We start from the raw sequence: 19,575 nt of genomic DNA, 5'->3' as shown, positions 1-19,575 counted from the left end.
CCGCTTTTGGGTGAATCGCACTGAGACACTGATATAGGGCCATAAAGCGTAAGTTAACAAAACCTGTAGCAGAAAAGGGCGCAAATTAATTGCATCAGAATAGCGTTAGAGCGAGCCAGCCAAATGCGCCGGCCACTGCTCCCGCCAGGAGCGTAGGCAGCATATTGGCTGCCAGGATGGCCTTGTAGTTCTGGATGTTTGCCACTGATGCCGCCGCGATAATATTGAACAGGCAAATGGCATTGCCCAGTCCAGCACCACTCAGTTGCAGCGCCAGCAGCACATTGGGATTGAGCCCCAGTACGGCGGCCGTCTCGAGTTGCGAAGCCCCGAACACGACGTTGGAAATGGTGGTGCTGCCTGTGATGAAAGCGCCCATAATGCCCACAAAAGGTGCAAACACCACATAGACAGGCCCCAGGCCGCTTAACATTTCAGAAATGTACCGAACCATGGAAGGCTGCGTGACACCTGAGTGGATCATCAGTTGGGCAATGGCGATGGAAGGGAAAAGCACAGCAAACACGGCCAGCATCTTTTTGAGTGGCTCTGCCAGGTATAGGGACTTACTCCGGTACAGCACCGCAACCCCTAATCCCACCGCCGCAAAGGGCAGCAAGGGGGAGGCAAGCGGCCTGATGGCAGCCCGTATACCTGTACCGAACATATTTTCAAAGGTCAACTCCCAACCCAACCAACTCCGCAACACAGGAGAGAGCTTTGGCAACAGCAGCATTATTGCGAGCAGCGCATAAGGCAACCAGGGTTTCAAATCAATCTTTACATTTTTCTGCCGCAGGTATAGCACTGACAACCCCAGCATGGTCAGGGCGGCCAGCACAGTGGCGAGTTCGGCAGCCAGCCTGGCCAGCAGCAGAAAAGGCAAGGTGATGAACAGGTATAGCAACAGCACTTGCCTGCGGTGCTGCAAGTCGCCATGGCTGCGTGTCACCATCCGGAATACCAGCCAAAGGATCAGCAGGCCAACAAGCACATTGATACCTGCCGCCATCCAGGCGATATCGCGTATGGCAGCATCAGGCAGACCCAGAGGAACTTGCAGGCCTGTGAGCAAAGGTGTACCAACGGCCCCGAAAATAGCGAATAAGCCATCGAAGAGCAGTACTACCGCCACCGAAAGCACGGCATCAAAACCCAGGGCGATCAGTATAAGCGGCACAATGGCACCCGGCGTACCGAACCCAGCCACTCCCTCAAAAAAAGCGGTCAGTCCAATTGCCAGCAGAAAAAAGCGTAACTCTTTGGAAGGATGCAGCTGGTCGAGCGAATGGGTTATCTGGTTGATCAGACCATTCCGGGACATGATGTTGTAGAGAAACGTGGCGCCCAGTACAATCATCAGAATATTGATGGTCGTGAGCAGCGACGCCCCCATTGCAGCCAGAAAATGTGCTGCCGTAGCGCCCCAGTAAAAGAACAAGATAGTCGTGAAGATCGCCCCAACCAGCACCGCCACTTTCACTCCTCTGGTAAGGGAGAGCACAACCAGCAGCAGAATAGGCAACAAGGAGAGCAGGTAGGGCATCTTGTCGATCGATAGCGAAGGTATAGCTTAGGCCTTTACTTCATTTTCCAATTGCCGTCCTTGTTCAAAGTCAGCAATATTTTGCAAGGTAACACCTGCTATACTTTCAAGGGCATTGCTGGTGAAGAAGGCCTGGTGCCCGGTGATCAGCACGTTGTTGAACGAGAGCAGCCGCATGAACACATCGTCCTGTATCACCCGATCTGACAGATCTTCGAAGAAAAGATCGGCTTCCTCTTCATACACATCAATGCCCAGGTACTTGATATGCCCACTCTTGAGTGCGGAAATGACAGCTTTGGTATCCACGAGCGCTCCCCGGCTGGTGTTGATGAGCATCACACCTGGTTTCATTTGGGTGATGGTTTCTTTACTGATAATATGGTGGGTTTGCGGCGTGAGCGGACAGTGCAAGGAAATAATGTCGGAGTTGGCGTAAATGCTACTCAGGTCGGTGAATTCTATACCTATCTCGTCAAATTCATCCCGCTTTTCAATGTCATAGCCCAGCACGCGACAGCCAAAGCCTTTCAGAATTTTTGCTGTCACCAGCCCGATCTTTCCGAGTCCGATCAGGCCTACAGTCTTACCGTTGAGGTCGAAGCCCATCAGTCCGTTTAGGGCAAAGTTGCCTTCTTTCACGCGGTTGTAGGCGCGGTGAGTTTTACGGTTGAGCGTCAGGATGAGTGCCAGGGTATGCTCTGCCACCGAGTAGGGCGAGTAGGCTGGCACACGCACCACTTTCATACCCAGTTCTGCAGCTGCACCAAGGTCTACGTTATTGAAACCGGCACATCGAAGCGCGATCAATTTCACTCCCTGCTCTGCCAGCAACCGCAGCACTTCGGCATTGGCGGTGTCATTCACAAATATGCAGACAGCCCCATAGCCTTTGGTCAGCACAGCGGTGTTCTTGTTAAGCGGTACCTCCAGATAGCTGAGTTTGTGCTGGTGCGATTTGTTTGCGGCATTAAAAAAAGTGCTGTCGTATACCTTGGAGCTGAAAAAAAGTACGTTCATATCGCGGCGGTTTTGATGAGCAGGTATAAGACTATACGCAAAACCTCCGGTGGGTTATACCTGTTCTACTGCCAGGTATAGCTTGCCGCTCTCGGCGTACTTGACAATGCCTGTGTCCAGGAGTTCACGCAGCAATTCGGTTACCGCTTCGCTGTGTTTGGTTTCAAATTGCTGCACGAGTTCTTTCGGCAGCAGATTTTTGGATTGCACTACTTCCAGCAACTTCTGCCGCAGAGCCTGCTGCTCCTGCCCTTGCCGCTCCTTCTTGCGTTGCGCCAGGCAGTAGTCACAGATGCGGCAACTCTTGTCACTGACTTCGGCAAAGTACTCCAATAGCAACTGTGTGCGGCAGCGGTCAGTGGTCTCTACATAGTGAGCAATTTCCTGGGCCTGCTTCATGGCACGATCGCGGAGTTGGTCCAGCTTTTTGTGGTTAAGCGGCAGATTGGCGGCATCCAGACGGGGCGCTGTGAAAACCAACTGTGGCGCATCGTGCTGTGGCTCGTACACCAGCACCTGTAGCTTGTGCAGGTACTCGAGTTTGCGGCGCACTTCTTGTTCCGGCTTCTTAAGCTGCTCGGCCAGTTTGCGCTCCGATATCTTCACAAAGCCCGTGAAAGCCTCACCGCCATACATGCGCAGGATCAGGCGCAGCAGGGCATCGTGCTCGGCATTGGCCACTTGAAACTCGTAAAGCGCCATGTTGTCGAGCAGCAGGTATAGCCGCGACGGACTGTAATAAGCTTCGTTGAGTTGCACGTAGCCCTCCCCTTCTAGTCGCTTGATGGCGTGGTGCGTTTCGAGGGCCGACAGTTTGTAGTTTTTGGAGAAAGCAGCCAGGTCGAAATCGAAGCTGCCCATAAAGCCGCTGCCCACCGCAATCTGGTAATAATTGGCCAGGCACTGGTATACCCGCCGGATCAACTCCAGTGGAGGATGCGCCTCCTTCACTTTCTGCAGCAGGTCTTTGGTGTCGCTCGGGCCGTAAAGCAGCGTGGCATAAGCGTACTTTTCGTCACGGCCGGCACGGCCCGCTTCCTGGTAATAAGCCTCCAGACTCTCCGGCAGATCGAGGTGCACGACCAGTCGTACATCCGGCTTGTCGATACCCATGCCAAAGGCGTTGGTTGCCACCATCACCCGTACCTTGTCTTCGATCCAGGCCTGCTGAGTTTTGTTGCGCTCCTCAAACTTAAGCCCCGCATGGTAGGCCGCGGCAGGTATACGCCGGCTCTGCAGGAAGCGGGCTATCTCGACCGTCTGCCTGCGGCTGCGCACGTACACAATCGACTGCCCCGGCATGCGCTGCAGGATCTCAAGCAAACGCCCCACTTTGTCTTCGGTATAGAGACAGGAGTAAGACAGATTGGCCCGGGCAAAGCTCTTGACAAAGACGTTCTGCTTTTTGAAAGCCAGTTTCTCCTGTATGTCTACGCGCACCTGTTCGGTAGCTGTAGCCGTGAGGGCCAACACAGGTATAGCCGGCAATGTTTCGCGCAGGGCAGCCAGCTCCAGGTATGGCGGACGGAAATCGTAGCCCCATTGCGAAATACAGTGCGCCTCATCCACAGCCAGCAGACTGACTTTCATGCGCTTCACCCGCTCCTGAAACAGCTCGGTTTGCAAACGCTCCGGCGACAGGTATAGAAACTTGACATTGCCATACACACAGTTGTCCATGGCAATGTCGATCTCGCGTCGGTTCATCCCTGAGAAGATAGCCACGGCAGATATACCACGCTTCTTCAGCTGCTCTACCTGGTCTTTCATCAGCGCGATCAGCGGCGTGACCACAATACAGATTCCCTCCATGGCCATGGCCGGCACCTGAAAGCAGATCGACTTGCCCCCACCCGTCGGCAACAGCGCCAGCGTATCCTGCCCCGCCAGCACCGACCGGATAATATCTTCCTGCAGCGGCCTGAATTGGTCGTAGCCCCAGTAGGTTTTGAGTATGTGGTGGATGTCTTGCAAGGGTGTGTGCTTTACAAAGGCGAAGATAAGGCATATCGGCTAAACTAGCTGCCCGGCTTAAGGCAGGACTTGGAAAATTACGCCGATAGGTATAGCCGATAGGTATAGCCGATAGGTATAGCCGATAGGTATAGCCGATAGGTATAGCCGATAGGTATAGCCGGTAGGTATAGCCGATAGGTATAAAAAAAGCCCGACTCTAAGGAGGCGGGCTTTTAAGTGCGGTAGTTTCAGATTAAGCGGCAGCAGACTGACCATCTTCACGGTCTTCGATCACTTTTTTCAGTTTATCGATCGCCTGCGCGGCACGCTCTTCGTCAAATCTATTGATGTTAAGCAGCATCTTCGTTTTTTCCTGGCGTGTGATCACCGGGTTGTTCAGCAGTCGGATGATTTCCTCTTTCTGCTTGGCAGAGGCATATCGCACACCAGCCACCTGCTCGTCCACTTCAGCTTTCTCAGCCACAGGAGTGGCAGACGCAGCTTTCATGGTTGCTTTCTTCTCCGTTGGCACAGCTGGCTTAGCAGATGATTCGTTGCCGCCATAGTCCATCTCCTCTACCGGAGTAGGTTCGTAACCAGCCGCACGGATGATCCAGGCCAGAATGTTACGATAAGCCTTACCTATCGCACGCGTCTGCGCCATCGAGGCGATCGCAAATTCCTGATAGTACTTCTTGCCCTGCTCTTTGTTAGAGCAAATCGCAAAACCGGCACCCACCACCTGCTGACTGCGCAGGTCTAGCAAGTTTACCTTCGCCTGGTATTTAATTTCCTCGTCGGTGCTGATGTTCACCACATGCTCCACCACCGGCAGGATACCCAGACGAGATCCGGCATACTGCCAGCCTTCTACGTTTACGTACTCTTTTCCTTGTATATTTTGATATAACCTGTTCTCTTTTATAAACTTAGCCAGGTCAACAGCTAAGTGAAGCGTCTCATCAGATTTAGCAATATCATAGCTCTCAACCTTCGGCTTTCTCTCCACTTTTGTTTCTTTATTCACTTGACTCATACTTTCGTTAGTTTTCATGTTTTAGTATATATATCAAACATACCTGCTCCTGAAATGGTGCAAAAAAACTAAAAAAATATTCATTATAAACGTCTAATAATCAGATATTTATAAAATAATTTTAGCCAGGTATATTTCCCCCGAAACCAGTCTCTATTTTAGCACAAAAAGGCAAAGGGGGGATATATTGTACGTGAAAACTGCAATTGAGGTAGTCGGGTGAACCGGAAGGCCAGTCAAAACAGAGGGCATGGGAAATATTCGCCCAAGCGATGGTCGCTTATAGCACTGTAAACAGCGGATTAGGTATAGCTTAGGCCCTAACTTCCTGCACGATCAAGCCGTCTTTCATGATCAGGGTGCGGTCGGCCATGGTAGCCAGCTGCTCGTTGTGCGTCACGATCACGAAGGTCTGGTTGAACTCGTCGCGCAGCTTAAAGAAAATCTCGTGCAGCTCCTGGGCGTTTTTGGAGTCGAGGTTACCACTGGGCTCATCGGCGAAAATGATGCGGGGTGAGTTGATCAGGGCACGGGCCACGGCCGTGCGCTGCTGCTCCCCTCCTGACATTTCGGAAGGCTTGTGGTGCATGCGGTGGCTCAGGTTGAGCATGCTCAGCAATTCGGCGGCCCGTTCAGTCACCTCCAACTCCGGACGACCGGCCAGAAAGCCCGGCAAGCAGGCATTTTCGAGGGCTGTAAACTCGGGCAGCAGGTTATGGAACTGGAAAATAAAGCCAATGTGCCGGTTACGGAAACGTGCCAGTTCAGTCGGATTGAGGCGGGAAATGTTCTTGTCATCGAACATCACGTCGCCGCTGTCAGCCGAGTCAAGTGTGCCCAGGATGTGCAGCAGCGTACTCTTGCCGGCACCGGAAGCACCTACAATAGAAACAACTTCTCCGGCATGGATGGTCAGGTCAATGCCTTTTAGAACTTCTAGCGAACCGTATTTTTTGTGAACGTTGACTACCTGCAGCACAGCTTAATGAATTGGTTTGAAAGTGTTGAACCTTCCAAAGCTACAAAACAAAAGGTATAAGTGCGGTACCTGCTCCCCAAATTTTAGCTTCAGCCTCCCGGTACGACCGCATCTAGGAGCTTGCTGTTCCTGTGCCTGTACTGTCCCCGGCACCAGCTGCTTTAGTTGAATCAGGCCGTTCGAGCACATCCTTGATGTATACTTCCTGCACGATCACCATGACCACTGCCAGTAACGGCGCTGCCAGAAAAAGTCCCAGCCCACCCTGCACGATGCCCAGCAGCACCTGGAAGAACAGCAATAGCGCCGGAGGCAGTGCCACTGTTTTCTGAAAGATAAGAGGCGTCAGTACATAGCCCTCTATACCCTGAATGATACTGTAGACCAGGAGTACTTGCAGCGCCATCTGCGGACTGTCCAGCAAGCCTAGCAGGATGGGTGGCACGCCTGCTATGATAGGTCCTATGTTCGGAATAAAAGCAAAGAAAAAAGCCAGCAGTGCCATCAGCAGCGCCAGTTCCAGCCCTATGATCGTAAAGCCCAGCCATACCGTCCCCCCAATAAGGCACATAGCCAGAAACATGCCCCAAAGCCACTGCCGCAGGGTATCGTAGCACAGGCTGAGCACCTCGTATACCCTGTTGCGCCTCATAACCGGAAAGAGCTTCACAAAGCCTTTGGTGTAGAGCAGCGGGTTTGCCGCCAGAAACAAGCCTGTGATCAGAACGATCAGTAAGTCAGTAATAATGCTCAGCGTGGAAGTGAACATATTGGTGACGCGCGAAAAGATGGCTTTGGACTCCGGTATCATCTTGCCTGTTCCATTTTCCACCTCGTGAAGCACCTGCTCCCCCCATGTGGTCTCCCGCAGTTTATCTTTCAGATCTTCCCAAGCCTGGGGTATGGAATCGCCCATTTCATTGACCTGCTCCCCGACCGTGGGTGCCACAATGAAGCCCAGGCCGACCAGCATCCCAAAAAGCAAAATGGTTACAATGGTCAGGCTGAGTCCCCTTCCAAAGCCTATTTTAGCGCTCACCCACTCTGACAGGCTCGTGAAAAGCACCGCCAACAGTATACCTGCGAACACCAGCAGTAGAAAATGGGTGAGCTGTATGAACAGGTAAAAGGCTGCCGCCACCAGAAAGAAAATAAAAGCGGCCAGTGCAATTCGGCGAGCATATGTGTAAATGTCTTGCATGTAGCGTTTCTGAGGAATGCAATGTATCCATATCGGATTATGTATATTACTCAGAAACTATATCCATCGTTGCAAAGCAATCATTTGGGAATCTTTATTTATGCACAAACCAGCATGGCTCACAATGGCAAAAACATTGCAATTATCTGTTTCCAATAACCGCAACTTTATGCATAGCATCATAATTTTCTAAGCAGAGTTATGGCAGCAACACAAGTTTCCTGATAAGGAAAAAGCTGCTAAAAGGAGTTGACAAGTACTATATCTTGTAAAATCCGGCCTGCCGCCCCTATCATCTTTGCTGATAAAAAAGGAGTTTCGTCTTTGATTGCTACAAGATATAAAGCACAAACAGTGAAAACTATAGCGATCATTATAAATGAATAGTTATATTTACATATTCTAATAGCTTTCACTGCCTTAGAGTACTTTGCCAAAAACTGGATGAACCTATCAGGTTGGCTAATTTCAGTTTACGCTTGCAATCGTTATCCTCTGTCTGCAAAGACCAGATAAGGTAAAGGAGATTTTACGAAGCAGTATACATTATACACGTTATACCTTATGCCTACTATCACATTAGAAACGGTTATCGATGCCCCAATATCCATTTGCTTCGACTTATCCAGAAGTATAGATCTGCACGCTATCTCGACTCGCCATTCCGGCCAGCAAGCCATTGCCGGTGTTACAACTGGTCTGATAGGCTACAATGAAACAGTTACCTGGAGAGCGAAGCATTTTTTTCTTTGGCTTAACATAAGCAGCCGGATCACGGTTTTTGATCAGCCCCGCTATTTCGCCGAAGAGATGGAAAAGCGCTCCTTTATAAAATTCAAGCACGAACGCTATTTTGAGGAAACTGCTGAAGGCTCCATCATGGTTGATGTCTTTAACTATACATCTCCTTTCGGGGCATTGGGAATCATGTTAGATAAGCTGTTTCTGCAAAAATATATTACCGCTCTGCTCCAGAAGAAAAATAGAGTAATTAAGCATTTTGCTGAGACAGGCAGGTGGAAATCTGTATTAAAAGGGTATTCCAGCTCTCCTCGGTCTTATCAGTCTAAACCTGACAGGCTAGTGTTGGCGCATGCCTGATCCCAACCTCACTTCATTTAGGCATGTAATAGCTTAAAAGGCTGCACCTGAGGATCCCGTCTGATAGCATATAGCGTCTTGGCCAGCTATAGCGCTGTGCACTCCCGTTTATATTTTAAAAACCTATTACTTGAATTTAAGCCGATAAACGATTACTTTCGTGCGACCATTAAATTGAAAGCATGAACATACACGAATATCAGGCTAAAGAAATTCTGAAAAGCTACGGCGTTCGCATACAGGAAGGCATCGTGGCAGAAACGCCAGACCAGGCTGTAAAAGCGGCAATGAAACTGACCGAGGAAACCGGTACAGGCTGGCACGTGATCAAAGCGCAAATTCATGCGGGTGGCCGTGGTAAAGGCGGTGGTGTGAAACTGGCGAAGAACCTGGATCAGGTGAAGCAGATCGCAAACGACATCCTGGGCATGACACTGGTAACGCACCAAACCGGTCCTGAGGGCAAGCTGGTACAGAAAGTATTGGTAGCGCAGGACGTATACTACCCTGGCGAATCTGATCCGAAGGAGTACTACCTAAGTATCCTGCTGGACCGCGCCAAAGGCCGCAACGTGATCATGGCATCTACTGAAGGTGGTATGGACATCGAGGAAGTGGCTGAGAAAACTCCTGAGAAAATCATCAAAGAGTGGATCGACCCGGCTATCGGCTTGCGTCCATTCCAGGCAAATAAAATTGCATTTGCATTCGGTTTGCAAGGCGAGGCTTTCAAAGAGATGGTGAAATTCATCACTAACCTTTACAAAGCTTATGTGGAGACAGACTCTTCTATGTTTGAGATCAACCCTGTGTTGAAAACTTCAGACAACAAGATTCTGGCCGTAGACGCGAAAGTTGACCTGGATGACAACGCCCTGTTCCGTCACAAGAACCTGGCTGCCCTGCGCGACATCACGGAAGAAGATCCGTTGGAAGTAGAGGCAAGCGAGTCTAACCTGAACTATGTGAAGCTGGACGGTAACGTTGGCTGTATGGTAAACGGTGCCGGTCTTGCGATGGCAACCATGGATATCATCAAGCTTTCTGGCGGTGAGCCTGCTAACTTCCTGGACGTAGGGGGTGGGGCAAACGCGCAAACGGTTGAGGCTGGTTTCCGCATCATCCTGAAAGACCCGAACGTGAAGGCTATCCTGATCAACATCTTCGGCGGTATCGTTCGTTGCGACCGTGTTGCCAATGGTGTAGTGGAGGCTTACAAGAACATCGGTGACATCAGCGTGCCAATCATCGTTCGCCTGCAGGGAACAAACGCTGAAGAAGGCGCCCGTATCATTGACGAGTCTGGCCTGAAGGTATACTCTGCCGTAGCTTTGAAGGAAGCTGCTGAGAAAGTGAAGCAGGTTTTGGCTGAAGTAGGAGCTTAATTCCTATAATACATAAAAACAGAAAGGGCTGCCAGTGATGGCAGCCCTTTCTGTTTTATACAATCTCTAACTCTACATTGATGTTGCCCCGCGTACCGACTGAGTAGGGACACACCTCATGTGCTTCGTCTACGAGCTCTTTTGCTTTGTCCTTTTCAAGTCCCTGCAAGTGCACCTCCAGCTTCACTCCCAGTCCGTATTTACCATCTTCTGACTTGAGCAGATCCACATGTGCTTTCACAGTAGATTCGGGATTAAGGCGGATGTGATGCTTACCGGCAACCAGCAGTAAAGCACTTTGGAAGCAGGCCGCATAGCCCGCCGCAAATAACTGCTCAGGGTTTGACTTCCCCTTCTCCCCTCCCAGGCCCTCAGGTAATGAGAGTGGCATATCAATAACTCCGTCAGACGACGTCACATGGCCTCGGCGGCCTCCTGTAGCAGTTACCTCTGCCGTATACACTTTTTCCATAGCTTTCTGATTCTGTTTGCTTGATTCTAAGTATTATTTAATAACTCTCAATTTATCCATATTGTTTTAGGTATGAACTAATTATGTACTTATATCAATGCTATACCTGCGGGATCTGCCTTTGTGAATTATAATTATTGATCCTAAAATTTCCTTTTTAGCGCATTGTTCCTATTTTTGCAACACGGAGAGCACCCGTAGTTCAACTGGATAGAATATCGGATTTCGGCTCCGAGGGTTAGGGGTTCGAATCCTCTCGGGTGCACAAGTACAATTTAGAGCGCTAGCTACTGTAGAAGTGGCTGGCGCTTTTTTGTTGAATACACAATTAAGTGCCGCTATAGGAAATAGGTATTTACAGAAGAGATAACAAGTGCGATGACATAGATCAGGAGCAACCATCTGAAAAGCCTCTTTCTGCTAATGTACCGCTTCAGGATCGGGTAAAATAAGAAGTAGGCAAAGCCTGTTACTACTAGTATATAGAGAAGCGCTTTTAACACTTTTTAAAGTAAAATGATAAGATCACGTTTGGAGTGATCAGAGAAAACATAGAGTGCCAAAGTTAAGAAATCAATTTACCAATCTCTACTTTTATACCTGCCGTACTGGGGCTTTAACCTGGCAATCTTTCTTTTTCAGACTGAACTTGATCAGTGTAAGTAAAGTACAGCACTATAAATAAGAGCCTATGAAAAAACAAGGCCCAAAGCAGCATGAACTGTTGCGCGCACTCACGCTTAAAGACGCCGTGGGTGTCGGGCTGGGTGCTATAATCGGTGCAGGTATATTTGTGGTGACAGGCGTGGCTGCAGGTATAGCCGGTCCGGCTTTCCTTGTCGGGCTACTTTTTGCCGGACTTATCGCAGCCTTCAATGGCTTGTCTTCAGCACAACTGGCGGCAGTATACCCGCAGTCGGGCGGCACTTACGAGTACGGTTACCGATTACTCAACCCGACTTTTGGCTTTTCGGCCGGCTGGATGTTCCTGATCAGCAAGCTTTCGGCGGCAGGGGTCGTAGCCATTGGCTTTGGCAGCTACTTTTACCAGCTTGTTCCGATCCACTCTCCCCTTGCGCTCTCGCTGGTGGCTGTGGTGCTTCTGACACTTGCCAATTACTTCGGTATCAAGAAAGCGGGTATGCTGAATTTGGTGATCGTATCCTTCACCCTGCTCTCCCTCCTATACCTGGTTTTCAGTGGAGTACCTGCTATGAAACAGAAAAACTTTCAGCCCTTTGCACCATTTGGCACGGCAGGTATAGCAGAAGCTTCGGCCTTACTGTTTTTCGCCTTTACCGGGTATGCCCGCATTGCCACACTGGCCGAAGAAGTTCAGGAGCCCCACAAAACAATTCCCCGCGCCGTTATCATCACTATCGTTTCAGCCATACTGCTGTATGCGGCTGTGTCGCTGGTAGCAGTCGGCGTGATCGGAACTGAAAGCATGGCAGGCAGCAAATCGCCTTTGCAGGTGGTGGCCTCTTCCCTTAACACACCCGCTATCAAAACCATGATCACGCTGGGCGCCTCCACGGCTATGCTCGGGGTATTGCTGAGCCAGATATTAGGTATAAGCCGTATGCTGCTGGCCATGGGCCGCCGTCATGATTTACCGCCTGTATTTGAGCGCGTGCATGCCCGTTACCGGGTGCCGCACGTGGGCATTTTCCTGACCGGATTTATTATCTTTCTGCTGACCATTGCGGGTTCCTTCGAATTTATTCTTCGCTCTGCTTCCTTCACGATTCTGCTCTACTACAGCATTACCAACATAGCGGCCCTGCGCCAACCTGCCGGCGAACAGTTGTACGGTAAAATTATTCCTGTACTGGGTTTGATTGGATGCCTGGCTATGTCTGTATCTTTACCTTTAGCAGTGATTCTTTCAGGTATAGGCCTGCTTGTGATCGGCTTTGCACTTCGGTTCGTTTTTCACAAAGTATACGATAAGTGATTTGCGTAAAAATACTTTTGAGCTCAGGTATAGCTCCTGGAAAAAAATGAAACCATAGTGCCTGAGACAGTATTGCAGCAATGCAGTGTTTTTGCTATGTTGCATAAAATTTTCGGGGTGTAGCGTAGCCTGGTATCGCGCCAGCATGGGGTGCTGGAGGTCGTGGGTTCGAATCCCGCCACTCCGACAAAAGCGAAGCCTTCTACATGTTATAGAAGGCTTCGCTTTTTTTAGCTCCTTAGGATGGAATTTCACCCACCAGCCTTTCTATACCCTTCTCTATCTGCTCCCGCAATTTTTCAGGCTTATCAGAAATAACACGCTCAGCCGTACCCTGCCATACCAGTTCGTTCTGCACCGGATCAACCAGATGTACCGACACCGTGCCTACGCTGTAGCGCCCGACTTCTACCTCCCTACTCTGCCAGGTATAGCGTCGCTGTCCTATGTAACGGGGCGGGTCAGATATGATATTAGTTTCCCTGGTTTGTACCTGCCTGTCTACCACTATACCCAGGTTGATGAGCAGGTCGGCTTCTTCTGTCGTCGGTGCTTGCTTCAGGCCGCGGAGTTCCAGTTGTCGGGCCAATTCCTGCTTCAGGAAGTGTACATGCCCCTGATAGTCGCGCCCCGTCTTCTCTAAGTCGGTATCTACATCCATGAAGGCAAACTGACGGTAAGTGCTCAAGCCGAAGCCGGGTGCCGGCTCGGAGTGGATATTGGTGGAAGAGCTACAGGCCGTGAGCAGCCAGAGTAACAGACAAGCAGTACTTAATACTAGTTTTCTCATTTCCGAAAGTTCTTGGATCATCACACAGGAAATAATTTATATACGTAAGCAGTAATCTGAGAAGTATGCATTGATTGCGATTTTTATATTTAACTTAGCACCTAGCCTGCTAAAAGAACTATTCCGCGATGTAAAATATCAGCATCGTTTAAACCATACGTCCACAAGCTACGTTTTGCCCTCCATGAACACAACGGCACAAGTACTCGAGAAAAACAAGGAACGCATCCTGGAAAAATGGATGCAAAATCAATTGTCGGATGCGTCACTCCGTGACGATCTGATGACAAGTGATGAACTGCAGCGTCAGTCAAAAGAGATGCTCGACGGTCTGCTCAGAGCAATTTCCAAAGGAAACTATGACAACATTTATGACACGGAATTTGAGCAGGTAACTGATACGCTCCGCGACATTTCCATTACAAGAGCAAGACAGGGTTTCAGTCCGCGTGAAACAGGCGCGTATGTGCTGAGCCTGAAGCAAGCCATCATGGAAGTACTGATTGAGCAGCGTAAAGATGACCCTGCTACCCTCTATCAGGAAATCATGCAGCTCAACAACCTGCTGGACAACCTGAGCATCGTTACCTTCGAGACTTTCATCAAAGGACGCGAAGAGGTTATTCTTCGTCAGACAGATGAAATAAGCGAGATATCTACACCTGTGATCCGGGTATGGGATGGTATACTGGCCCTGCCTATCATCGGAACCCTGGACAGCGCACGCACCCAGGTCGTGATGGAAAACCTGCTGCAGGAGATCGTGAACACAGGCAGCAACATTGCGATCCTGGATATCTCTGGCGTACCTGCCGTTGACTCACTGGTAGCACAACACCTGATCAAAACTGTAAGCGCGACACGCCTGATGGGTGCCGAGTGTATCATCAGTGGTATACGTGCCGAAATAGCGCAAACTATTGTACACCTGGGCATTGACCTGTCTAACATCAAGACCAAGGCCAGCCTGGCCAGTGCACTGCAGCTTGCCTTTAGCATGACCAACCTGGAGGTGCGCCGTGTAGACCGGAACAAAGGATTTAAACTAACCCGCTAATACGATGGAAAGGATACCAGTTTTAAAAATGGGGCCTTTCCTGTTGGTGACTATACAGGTAGACCTCTACGACAGGCTAGCCCTGACGCTGGAGAATGACCTGATCAACATGGTGAGCCAGACCGGGGCACGGGGCGTTTTGATAGATATCTCGGCAGTAAGCATCGTAGATTCGTTTATGGGCCGCATTTTGGGCAACATTGCCTCTATGTCGCGCATTATGGATGCTGAAACCGTAGTAGTAGGTATGCAGCCCGCTGTGGCCATTACACTTGTGGAGCTAGGCCTAACGCTGCAAGGTGTACATACTGCCCTGAATGTAGAAAAGGGCATGGAATTACTTAACACTAAACTAGGCGATAACCTGGAACTAGACGACGAAGAGGAGGAAGACCAGGATGATCGTAATGACTAAAGATACGATGGAGATCGTGCGCGAGCAGGATGTGGTTCCCTTCCGCAACCGTGTGCGCGAATTTGGCACCCGTATAGGTATGAGTCTGGTTAACCAGACCAAGCTGATCACGGCTGCGAGCGAACTCGTGCGTAATATGCTCAAGTATGCCAGTGGAGGCAAAGTAATACTCGAAATTATCAGCCACAATGCCAAAACCGGCGTAAGACTAACCTTCAAAGACGAAGGCCCGGGTATAGCTGATATCGCCATGGCCATGCGCGATGGCTTCTCTACCGGCAGGAGTCTCGGCCTTGGTCTGCCCGGCGCCAAACGATTAGTCAACGAATTTGACCTCAAAAGCAATCCGGGAGAAGGCACAACAGTTACTGTCATCCACTGGAAACATGGACGTTAATCAACACTACCGCTTCGCGATACCCGACCGAAGCTACGCTAGTCTCACCAAAAAAGACATTACCCGACTTGCTGAAAGCTTCGCCCTATCGGAAGGAGCCGTGGGCAAGGTCAATATTATCGTGTCCGAAATGCTCTCCAACCTGGAGAAGCATACGACGCAGGGTGGCGAACTGCTGGTGAAAGCCATCGGCAAACCCATTCATGGGATTGAGATCATCAGCCTGGACAATGGGCCCGGCATGAACAACCCGGACCGGATGCTGGAGGACGGCGTTTCTACCTTTGGCTCTGCCGGTGAGGGGCTCGGCGCGATCAAGAGACAGTCTGACGTTTTCGACCTTTACTCACATCCCCAGGTAGGCACCGTGATCATGGCCCGGGTATACAAGTCGGCACGCTCCATCCCTCCAAGCAGACGCTACGACATTGGCAACATCATGGTCCCCAAGCCGAAAGAAGTAGACTGCGGCGATGGGTATGCTATCGTACATCACGAACGGGGCGTCTACCTGCTGGCACTCGATGGGTTGGGCCATGGCATGCATGCACAGGAGGCATCCCAACTGGCCGTCAAGACCTATTGCGACAATCCTATACCTGATCCGGCCATGGCGCTGCAGGTAATACATACAAGCATCCGGCGTACACGGGGTGCAGTGGGTTTTGCAGCTAACATCGACATCAGCCAGAACATATTCAGTTACTGTGGCATAGGCAACATAGCCGGCAAGTTATTCTCTATGGAGAGTGCGCTGGGCAACATGCCTTATAAGAATGTGATATCGTACAACGGTATACTAGGCCACAACATTCCGGGCAATTTCAACAACCAAAAGCTGGAATGGAACCGTAACAAATTGCTCATCGTGCACAGCGACGGATTGAAATCGCGCTGGGACCTGAGCCGTTACCCTAACCTGCATCGGCACTTACCCACTACCATCGCGGCAGTTCTTTACAAAGACCATAGCCGCCAATCAGATGATACACTCGTACTAGTTTGTAAAGCCAAAGTCTAGCTGATGCCAAGGAGTTTTCTCAAAATAAACATTGCAAACGAACTGGACGTGGTGCTGGCTTATAAGCGGGCCATGCAGCTATCAGAAAAAACAGGTATGGCACAGGCCAACCAGACCAAGTTCGCAACGGCTGTGTCGGAGATTTGCCGCAACGTGGTAGAGCATGTGGGCAACGGCACCATACAGTTTGGCATTATCGGAGAAGCTGGGCATAACTATCTGGAGGCGAAAGTGTCGGATCGGGGGCGTGGCATCGGAAACCTGGATCATATTTATGAACGGGCCAGTTATGGCAGCAGTGCTACAGGGCGCGGCATGGGCATTGTGAACTCCCGCAAACTGGTGGATTTCTTTGAGATCAAGACCGAGAGTGAACAAGGTACTATCGTGACCCTCCGCAAGCGCATCCCTACACAGTCTCCTGTGTTTACGAAAAGTCTGCAGGAGCTCTGGCTACGTGAGTTTAATGACGAAGAGGGAATATCGCCCTATGCAGAGATCAAGAGGCAGAACATGCAGCAGCTTGAGCTACTCGAGAAACTGCGACTTCGCAACCTGGAGGCAGAGCAGCAACTGCAGGAGATCAGGAGACTGAATCTGCAGCTTCAGCAGTCCAACTTTGAAATACAGTCGCTCTCGGAGGAGCGCGAACGCCGGAACCTGGAACTGCAGAAAGCTAATGCCGACCTGGATGCATTTGCCCATACCGTTTCGCATGACCTGCGGGCTCCTTTGCAGAACATCGGAGGCATCATTAACTTCCTGGAAAACAGTTTGCAGAACGGCAATAGCGAAGATGCCGCTTCACTGCTGCCGATCCTTCGGGAGCAGGCCAGCAAGATGGACAAACTGATCACAGGTATACTGGCCTATTCGCTTGCCGGCCACCACAGCCTGCACCGCCAGATCGTATCTATCCGGTCTGTCCTTTACAAAGTGCTGGAGTCGCTCTACATTCCATCCACTTTTAAAATCATACTGCCGGATGAGCTACCTACCCTCTACACACAGGAGATTTACTTGTACCAGATATTCAGTAACCTGCTCGGCAACGCTGTAAAGTACCACGACAGACCGGAACAAGCTGTGATAGAAGTGCAGTACAGCCTCCGATCTAGCCTCATCTATCTGGCTGTGCAGGACAACGGCCCGGGCATAGCACCCGAAGATCAGGAGCAGATCTTTAGCAAATACGAATCGCTCGGTCACAACCTGACGCGTGCCGACAGCTCAGGTTTGGGACTTGCCATCGTAAAGCGTATACTCGAAGAAAAGCAGGGTGATGTGTGGGTAGAGTCTGATGGGCGTGGTACCCGCTTTGTGTTTACGTGGCCAGCCACTGAAGTGGTCACGGAGTCAGAAGAGGCCGAATAAAGCACAAAGCCTGTATACCTCGCGGCATACAGGCTTTGTGCTTTATTAAGCTAACTTTCCCTAGCTATTGCGCTTCTGGAAAAACTCAGCCAATATCTCTTTTACATCATGGTTGGTCAGTGCCTTGGAGTAATGTTTCTTCACTTTCTTAAAGCTCTTGATACGCTCCAGGTCATAAAAGCTTGCTGAAGATGTCAGCATCAGAATGATGACATGATCGCCGGCATCCAGCCCCTTGCGCTGGTACTCCTCCAGAAACTCAAAGCCATCCATGGTAGGCATTTTGATATCGAGAAAGATCAGATCAGGGCATTTAGTTGCACCATCTGACGTTTCGCTGCAGGCTTTGCTCAGGTAGTCAATTGCTTCTTTACCGTTCTTAAGCACCAAAATCTCTTTGGCCACCTTCATATCGGTCAACAGGCGCTTATTCAAATAGTTTGTGGTGTCGTCATCGTCTACCAGCAGCACTAGGTCAAGCATTTCGGATGCTTCCTTCATAGTCAGTCTTATTATCTCTCTCAAATTAACGGTACAGTACAACTAATACCTGCGGATGCTTCGGTCCTCGGTTGAGCCACTAACACATTGTAAACAATTAATGTTCAATATTGCTGCTCTTTGTGGTGTATATCACCATAGCGGCGCAAAAATACATTTTTGATTTTTAAGTATAAAGCTAATTCAGCGGTTATCGTACCTAATTTTTCAGGCCATCACACCACCCTTTACTTTCACATAGCCCCTCTTTTTCTTCTTTTTGCTTTTGCCTCGCCACATCACGATGCCGGTTACCCACAGCATAGCTGGCATCAGCCCCAGCACGAACCAAAGTATCCGGGTGATCCACCCGCCTATTTCCCCGAAATGGATCGGCACAAACCAATTGCGGGTAAGCTGCCGGCCCAGGGGAGCAGTGTGCGGATTGTAATCGTACACGATGTCTCCAGTGTACTGGTTCAGGTATACCATCGGGCGGTCCTGGGGGCCGGCTTCCAGATCAGACGAAGCCAGGTAAGTCAGATTGAGCGTACCCAAACTATCGGGCGCCAGTGTGAGCGTTCGCCTGACGTAGCCAAGGTATAGAGCATCCATCCTGTCGAGCGCCTGGTATACGGTTAGCGGTGCTGTACCATCCGCTGGGTAAGTCGACTGCAGTGCCTTCACGTAAGGTGTCGGTTCCTTAGCCAGCGTCAGCTTATCGACCACCGTCTGGGTCTTCTCCTGAAAACCAAAATACACTCCGGTAACTGCGGCCAGGAAAAGCGGTACACTGAAGTAGAAGCCAAACACATTGTGCAGATCAAAGTTGCGCCGCTTGAAAGATGCGTTGGCCTTGAGGCGCAAGCCGTCTTTCAGGTTACGTTTCTTGCGTGGCATCCACAGGTATAGCCCCGTCGTGAGCAGCACAAAGGCCAGCAACAGCGCACTTATACCTGTAATCAACGCTCCGGTGTCACCCATTGTCAGGTGGCGGTGCAGGTCAAGCACTGTATCCATCACGCCACGGCGTTTCTCCAGTTGCCCCACGTAGTTGCCGGTCGCTGCATCAAAAAAGAGAAACTGCTTATTGCCTTTTACTTTGACGATGTAATTTTCCAGCTCCCGCACCGGAAAAAAAATGTTGGTAACCGAAGCACCGAACTCCTTTTCGGCATTGCGGACAACCAGTCGTACATCTACTGGAGCTGCTTCCGGATCAGAGCTTTTGTACTGCTCAGGGTATAGCGCCACCGTCAGCTCAGACTGAAAAACGTAAAGCGATCCCGTCAAGCCCACGAAGGCTAGTACGGCACCCGCTGTCAGGCCGATCCAAAGGTGTAACTGAAGAAGGAATTTGCGCATGTACCTGAACTTGAAATCGGCGG

General features: G+C 50.3%; 19 protein-coding genes and 2 tRNA genes. 10 read left to right on the top strand and 11 right to left on the bottom strand.

Translation table 11 applies throughout. The features are described 5' to 3' along the window. Positions 1-94: 94 nt before the first annotated feature. The 7 genes from Q1A54_RS13770 to Q1A54_RS13740 all read right to left on the bottom strand — a co-directional run bounded on the left by Q1A54_RS13770 (position 95) and on the right by Q1A54_RS13740 (position 7,738). Positions 95-1,546: an L-lactate permease gene (locus tag Q1A54_RS13770; RefSeq protein WP_299989200.1), complete on the bottom strand. Its 1,452-nt coding sequence runs from the start codon at positions 1,544-1,546 to the stop codon at positions 95-97. Between the two features lie 27 nt (positions 1,547-1,573). Beyond that, positions 1,574-2,566, bottom strand: a complete 993-nt coding sequence (locus tag Q1A54_RS13765) for a 2-hydroxyacid dehydrogenase (protein ID WP_299989197.1) — start codon at positions 2,564-2,566, stop codon at positions 1,574-1,576. 54 nt (positions 2,567-2,620) lie between these two features. Then, on the bottom strand, positions 2,621-4,540 hold the full coding sequence (locus Q1A54_RS13760) for an ATP-dependent DNA helicase RecQ (protein WP_299989194.1): 1,920 nt from the start codon (positions 4,538-4,540) through the stop codon (positions 2,621-2,623). Positions 4,541-4,597: 57 nt separating this feature from the next. Continuing rightward, positions 4,598-4,798, bottom strand: coding sequence for a hypothetical protein (locus Q1A54_RS13755; RefSeq protein ID WP_299989191.1), 201 nt, complete (start codon positions 4,796-4,798; stop codon positions 4,598-4,600). Continuing rightward, positions 4,776-5,576, bottom strand: a complete 801-nt coding sequence (locus tag Q1A54_RS13750; protein ID WP_299989188.1) for a hypothetical protein — start codon at positions 5,574-5,576, stop codon at positions 4,776-4,778. The genes Q1A54_RS13755 and Q1A54_RS13750 overlap by 23 nt, the downstream gene beginning before the upstream one ends. A gap of 295 nt (positions 5,577-5,871) precedes the next feature. Next, positions 5,872-6,537 (bottom strand): ABC transporter ATP-binding protein, encoded by a 666-nt coding sequence (locus Q1A54_RS13745; RefSeq protein WP_196115939.1) that lies wholly within the window; start codon positions 6,535-6,537, stop codon positions 5,872-5,874. 112 nt (positions 6,538-6,649) lie between these two features. Then, complete coding sequence (locus Q1A54_RS13740; RefSeq protein ID WP_299989184.1) at positions 6,650-7,738, bottom strand: AI-2E family transporter; 1,089 nt, start codon at positions 7,736-7,738, stop codon at positions 6,650-6,652. A 564-nt stretch (positions 7,739-8,302) separates the two neighbouring features. On the opposite strand from Q1A54_RS13740, the gene Q1A54_RS13735 reads away from it, so the two are divergent. After that, entirely contained in the window at positions 8,303-8,839 is a 537-nt protein-coding gene (locus Q1A54_RS13735) for an SRPBCC family protein (protein WP_299989181.1), read from the top strand. A gap of 182 nt (positions 8,840-9,021) precedes the next feature. Continuing rightward, complete coding sequence (gene sucC, locus Q1A54_RS13730; protein ID WP_196115947.1) at positions 9,022-10,224, top strand: ADP-forming succinate--CoA ligase subunit beta; 1,203 nt, start codon at positions 9,022-9,024, stop codon at positions 10,222-10,224. A gap of 55 nt (positions 10,225-10,279) precedes the next feature. Here the strand turns inward: sucC and Q1A54_RS13725 are convergent, their stop codons facing one another. Beyond that, entirely contained in the window at positions 10,280-10,696 is a 417-nt protein-coding gene (locus tag Q1A54_RS13725; RefSeq protein WP_299989175.1) for an organic hydroperoxide resistance protein, read from the bottom strand. A 191-nt stretch (positions 10,697-10,887) separates the two neighbouring features. On the opposite strand from Q1A54_RS13725, the gene Q1A54_RS13720 reads away from it, so the two are divergent. From Q1A54_RS13720 to Q1A54_RS13710, 3 genes are all read left to right on the top strand, one after another. Next, positions 10,888-10,961 (top strand) — tRNA-Arg (locus tag Q1A54_RS13720). Positions 10,962-11,387: 426 nt separating this feature from the next. Then, on the top strand, positions 11,388-12,653 hold the full coding sequence (locus tag Q1A54_RS13715; RefSeq protein ID WP_299989172.1) for an APC family permease: 1,266 nt from the start codon (positions 11,388-11,390) through the stop codon (positions 12,651-12,653). Positions 12,654-12,766: 113 nt separating this feature from the next. Continuing rightward, a tRNA-Pro gene (locus tag Q1A54_RS13710) sits at positions 12,767-12,840 on the top strand. Between the two features lie 51 nt (positions 12,841-12,891). Here Q1A54_RS13710 and Q1A54_RS13705 read toward each other — a convergent pair. Further along, the gene (locus Q1A54_RS13705; protein ID WP_299989169.1) at positions 12,892-13,443 is read right to left on the bottom strand and encodes a DUF4136 domain-containing protein; all 552 of its coding nucleotides are present in this window, start codon (positions 13,441-13,443) and stop codon (positions 12,892-12,894) included. 184 nt (positions 13,444-13,627) lie between these two features. Here Q1A54_RS13705 and Q1A54_RS13700 point away from each other — a divergent pair, with 184 nt between their 5' ends. The 5 genes from Q1A54_RS13700 to Q1A54_RS13680 are packed head-to-tail and all read left to right on the top strand — an operon-like array spanning position 13,628 to position 17,707. After that, a complete protein-coding gene (locus tag Q1A54_RS13700) occupies positions 13,628-14,500 on the top strand; it encodes an STAS domain-containing protein (protein ID WP_299989166.1) in 873 nt (290 codons plus the stop codon). A gap of 4 nt (positions 14,501-14,504) precedes the next feature. After that, entirely contained in the window at positions 14,505-14,915 is a 411-nt protein-coding gene (locus Q1A54_RS13695; protein WP_196116032.1) for an STAS domain-containing protein, read from the top strand. Further along, the gene (locus Q1A54_RS13690) at positions 14,908-15,312 is read left to right on the top strand and encodes an anti-sigma regulatory factor (RefSeq protein WP_196116034.1); all 405 of its coding nucleotides are present in this window, start codon (positions 14,908-14,910) and stop codon (positions 15,310-15,312) included. Before Q1A54_RS13695 ends, Q1A54_RS13690 begins: the two co-directional genes overlap by 8 nt. After that, entirely contained in the window at positions 15,302-16,333 is a 1,032-nt protein-coding gene (locus tag Q1A54_RS13685; RefSeq protein WP_299989162.1) for a stage II sporulation protein E, read from the top strand. Before Q1A54_RS13690 ends, Q1A54_RS13685 begins: the two co-directional genes overlap by 11 nt. A gap of 3 nt (positions 16,334-16,336) precedes the next feature. Continuing rightward, positions 16,337-17,707 (top strand): ATP-binding protein, encoded by a 1,371-nt coding sequence (locus Q1A54_RS13680; RefSeq protein ID WP_299989159.1) that lies wholly within the window; start codon positions 16,337-16,339, stop codon positions 17,705-17,707. 60 nt (positions 17,708-17,767) lie between these two features. On the opposite strand, the gene Q1A54_RS13675 is transcribed toward Q1A54_RS13680, so the two are convergent. After that, complete coding sequence (locus tag Q1A54_RS13675; protein WP_299989156.1) at positions 17,768-18,208, bottom strand: response regulator; 441 nt, start codon at positions 18,206-18,208, stop codon at positions 17,768-17,770. 207 nt (positions 18,209-18,415) lie between these two features. Further along, a complete protein-coding gene (locus Q1A54_RS13670) occupies positions 18,416-19,552 on the bottom strand; it encodes a PepSY-associated TM helix domain-containing protein (protein ID WP_299989153.1) in 1,137 nt (378 codons plus the stop codon). Positions 19,553-19,575 lie beyond the last annotated feature (23 nt).

The organism is uncultured Pontibacter sp. (assembly GCF_947502515.1).
Lineage (GTDB): Bacteria > Bacteroidota > Bacteroidia > Cytophagales > Hymenobacteraceae > Pontibacter.
This window is presented reverse-complemented; position numbering and strand designations above follow the sequence as displayed.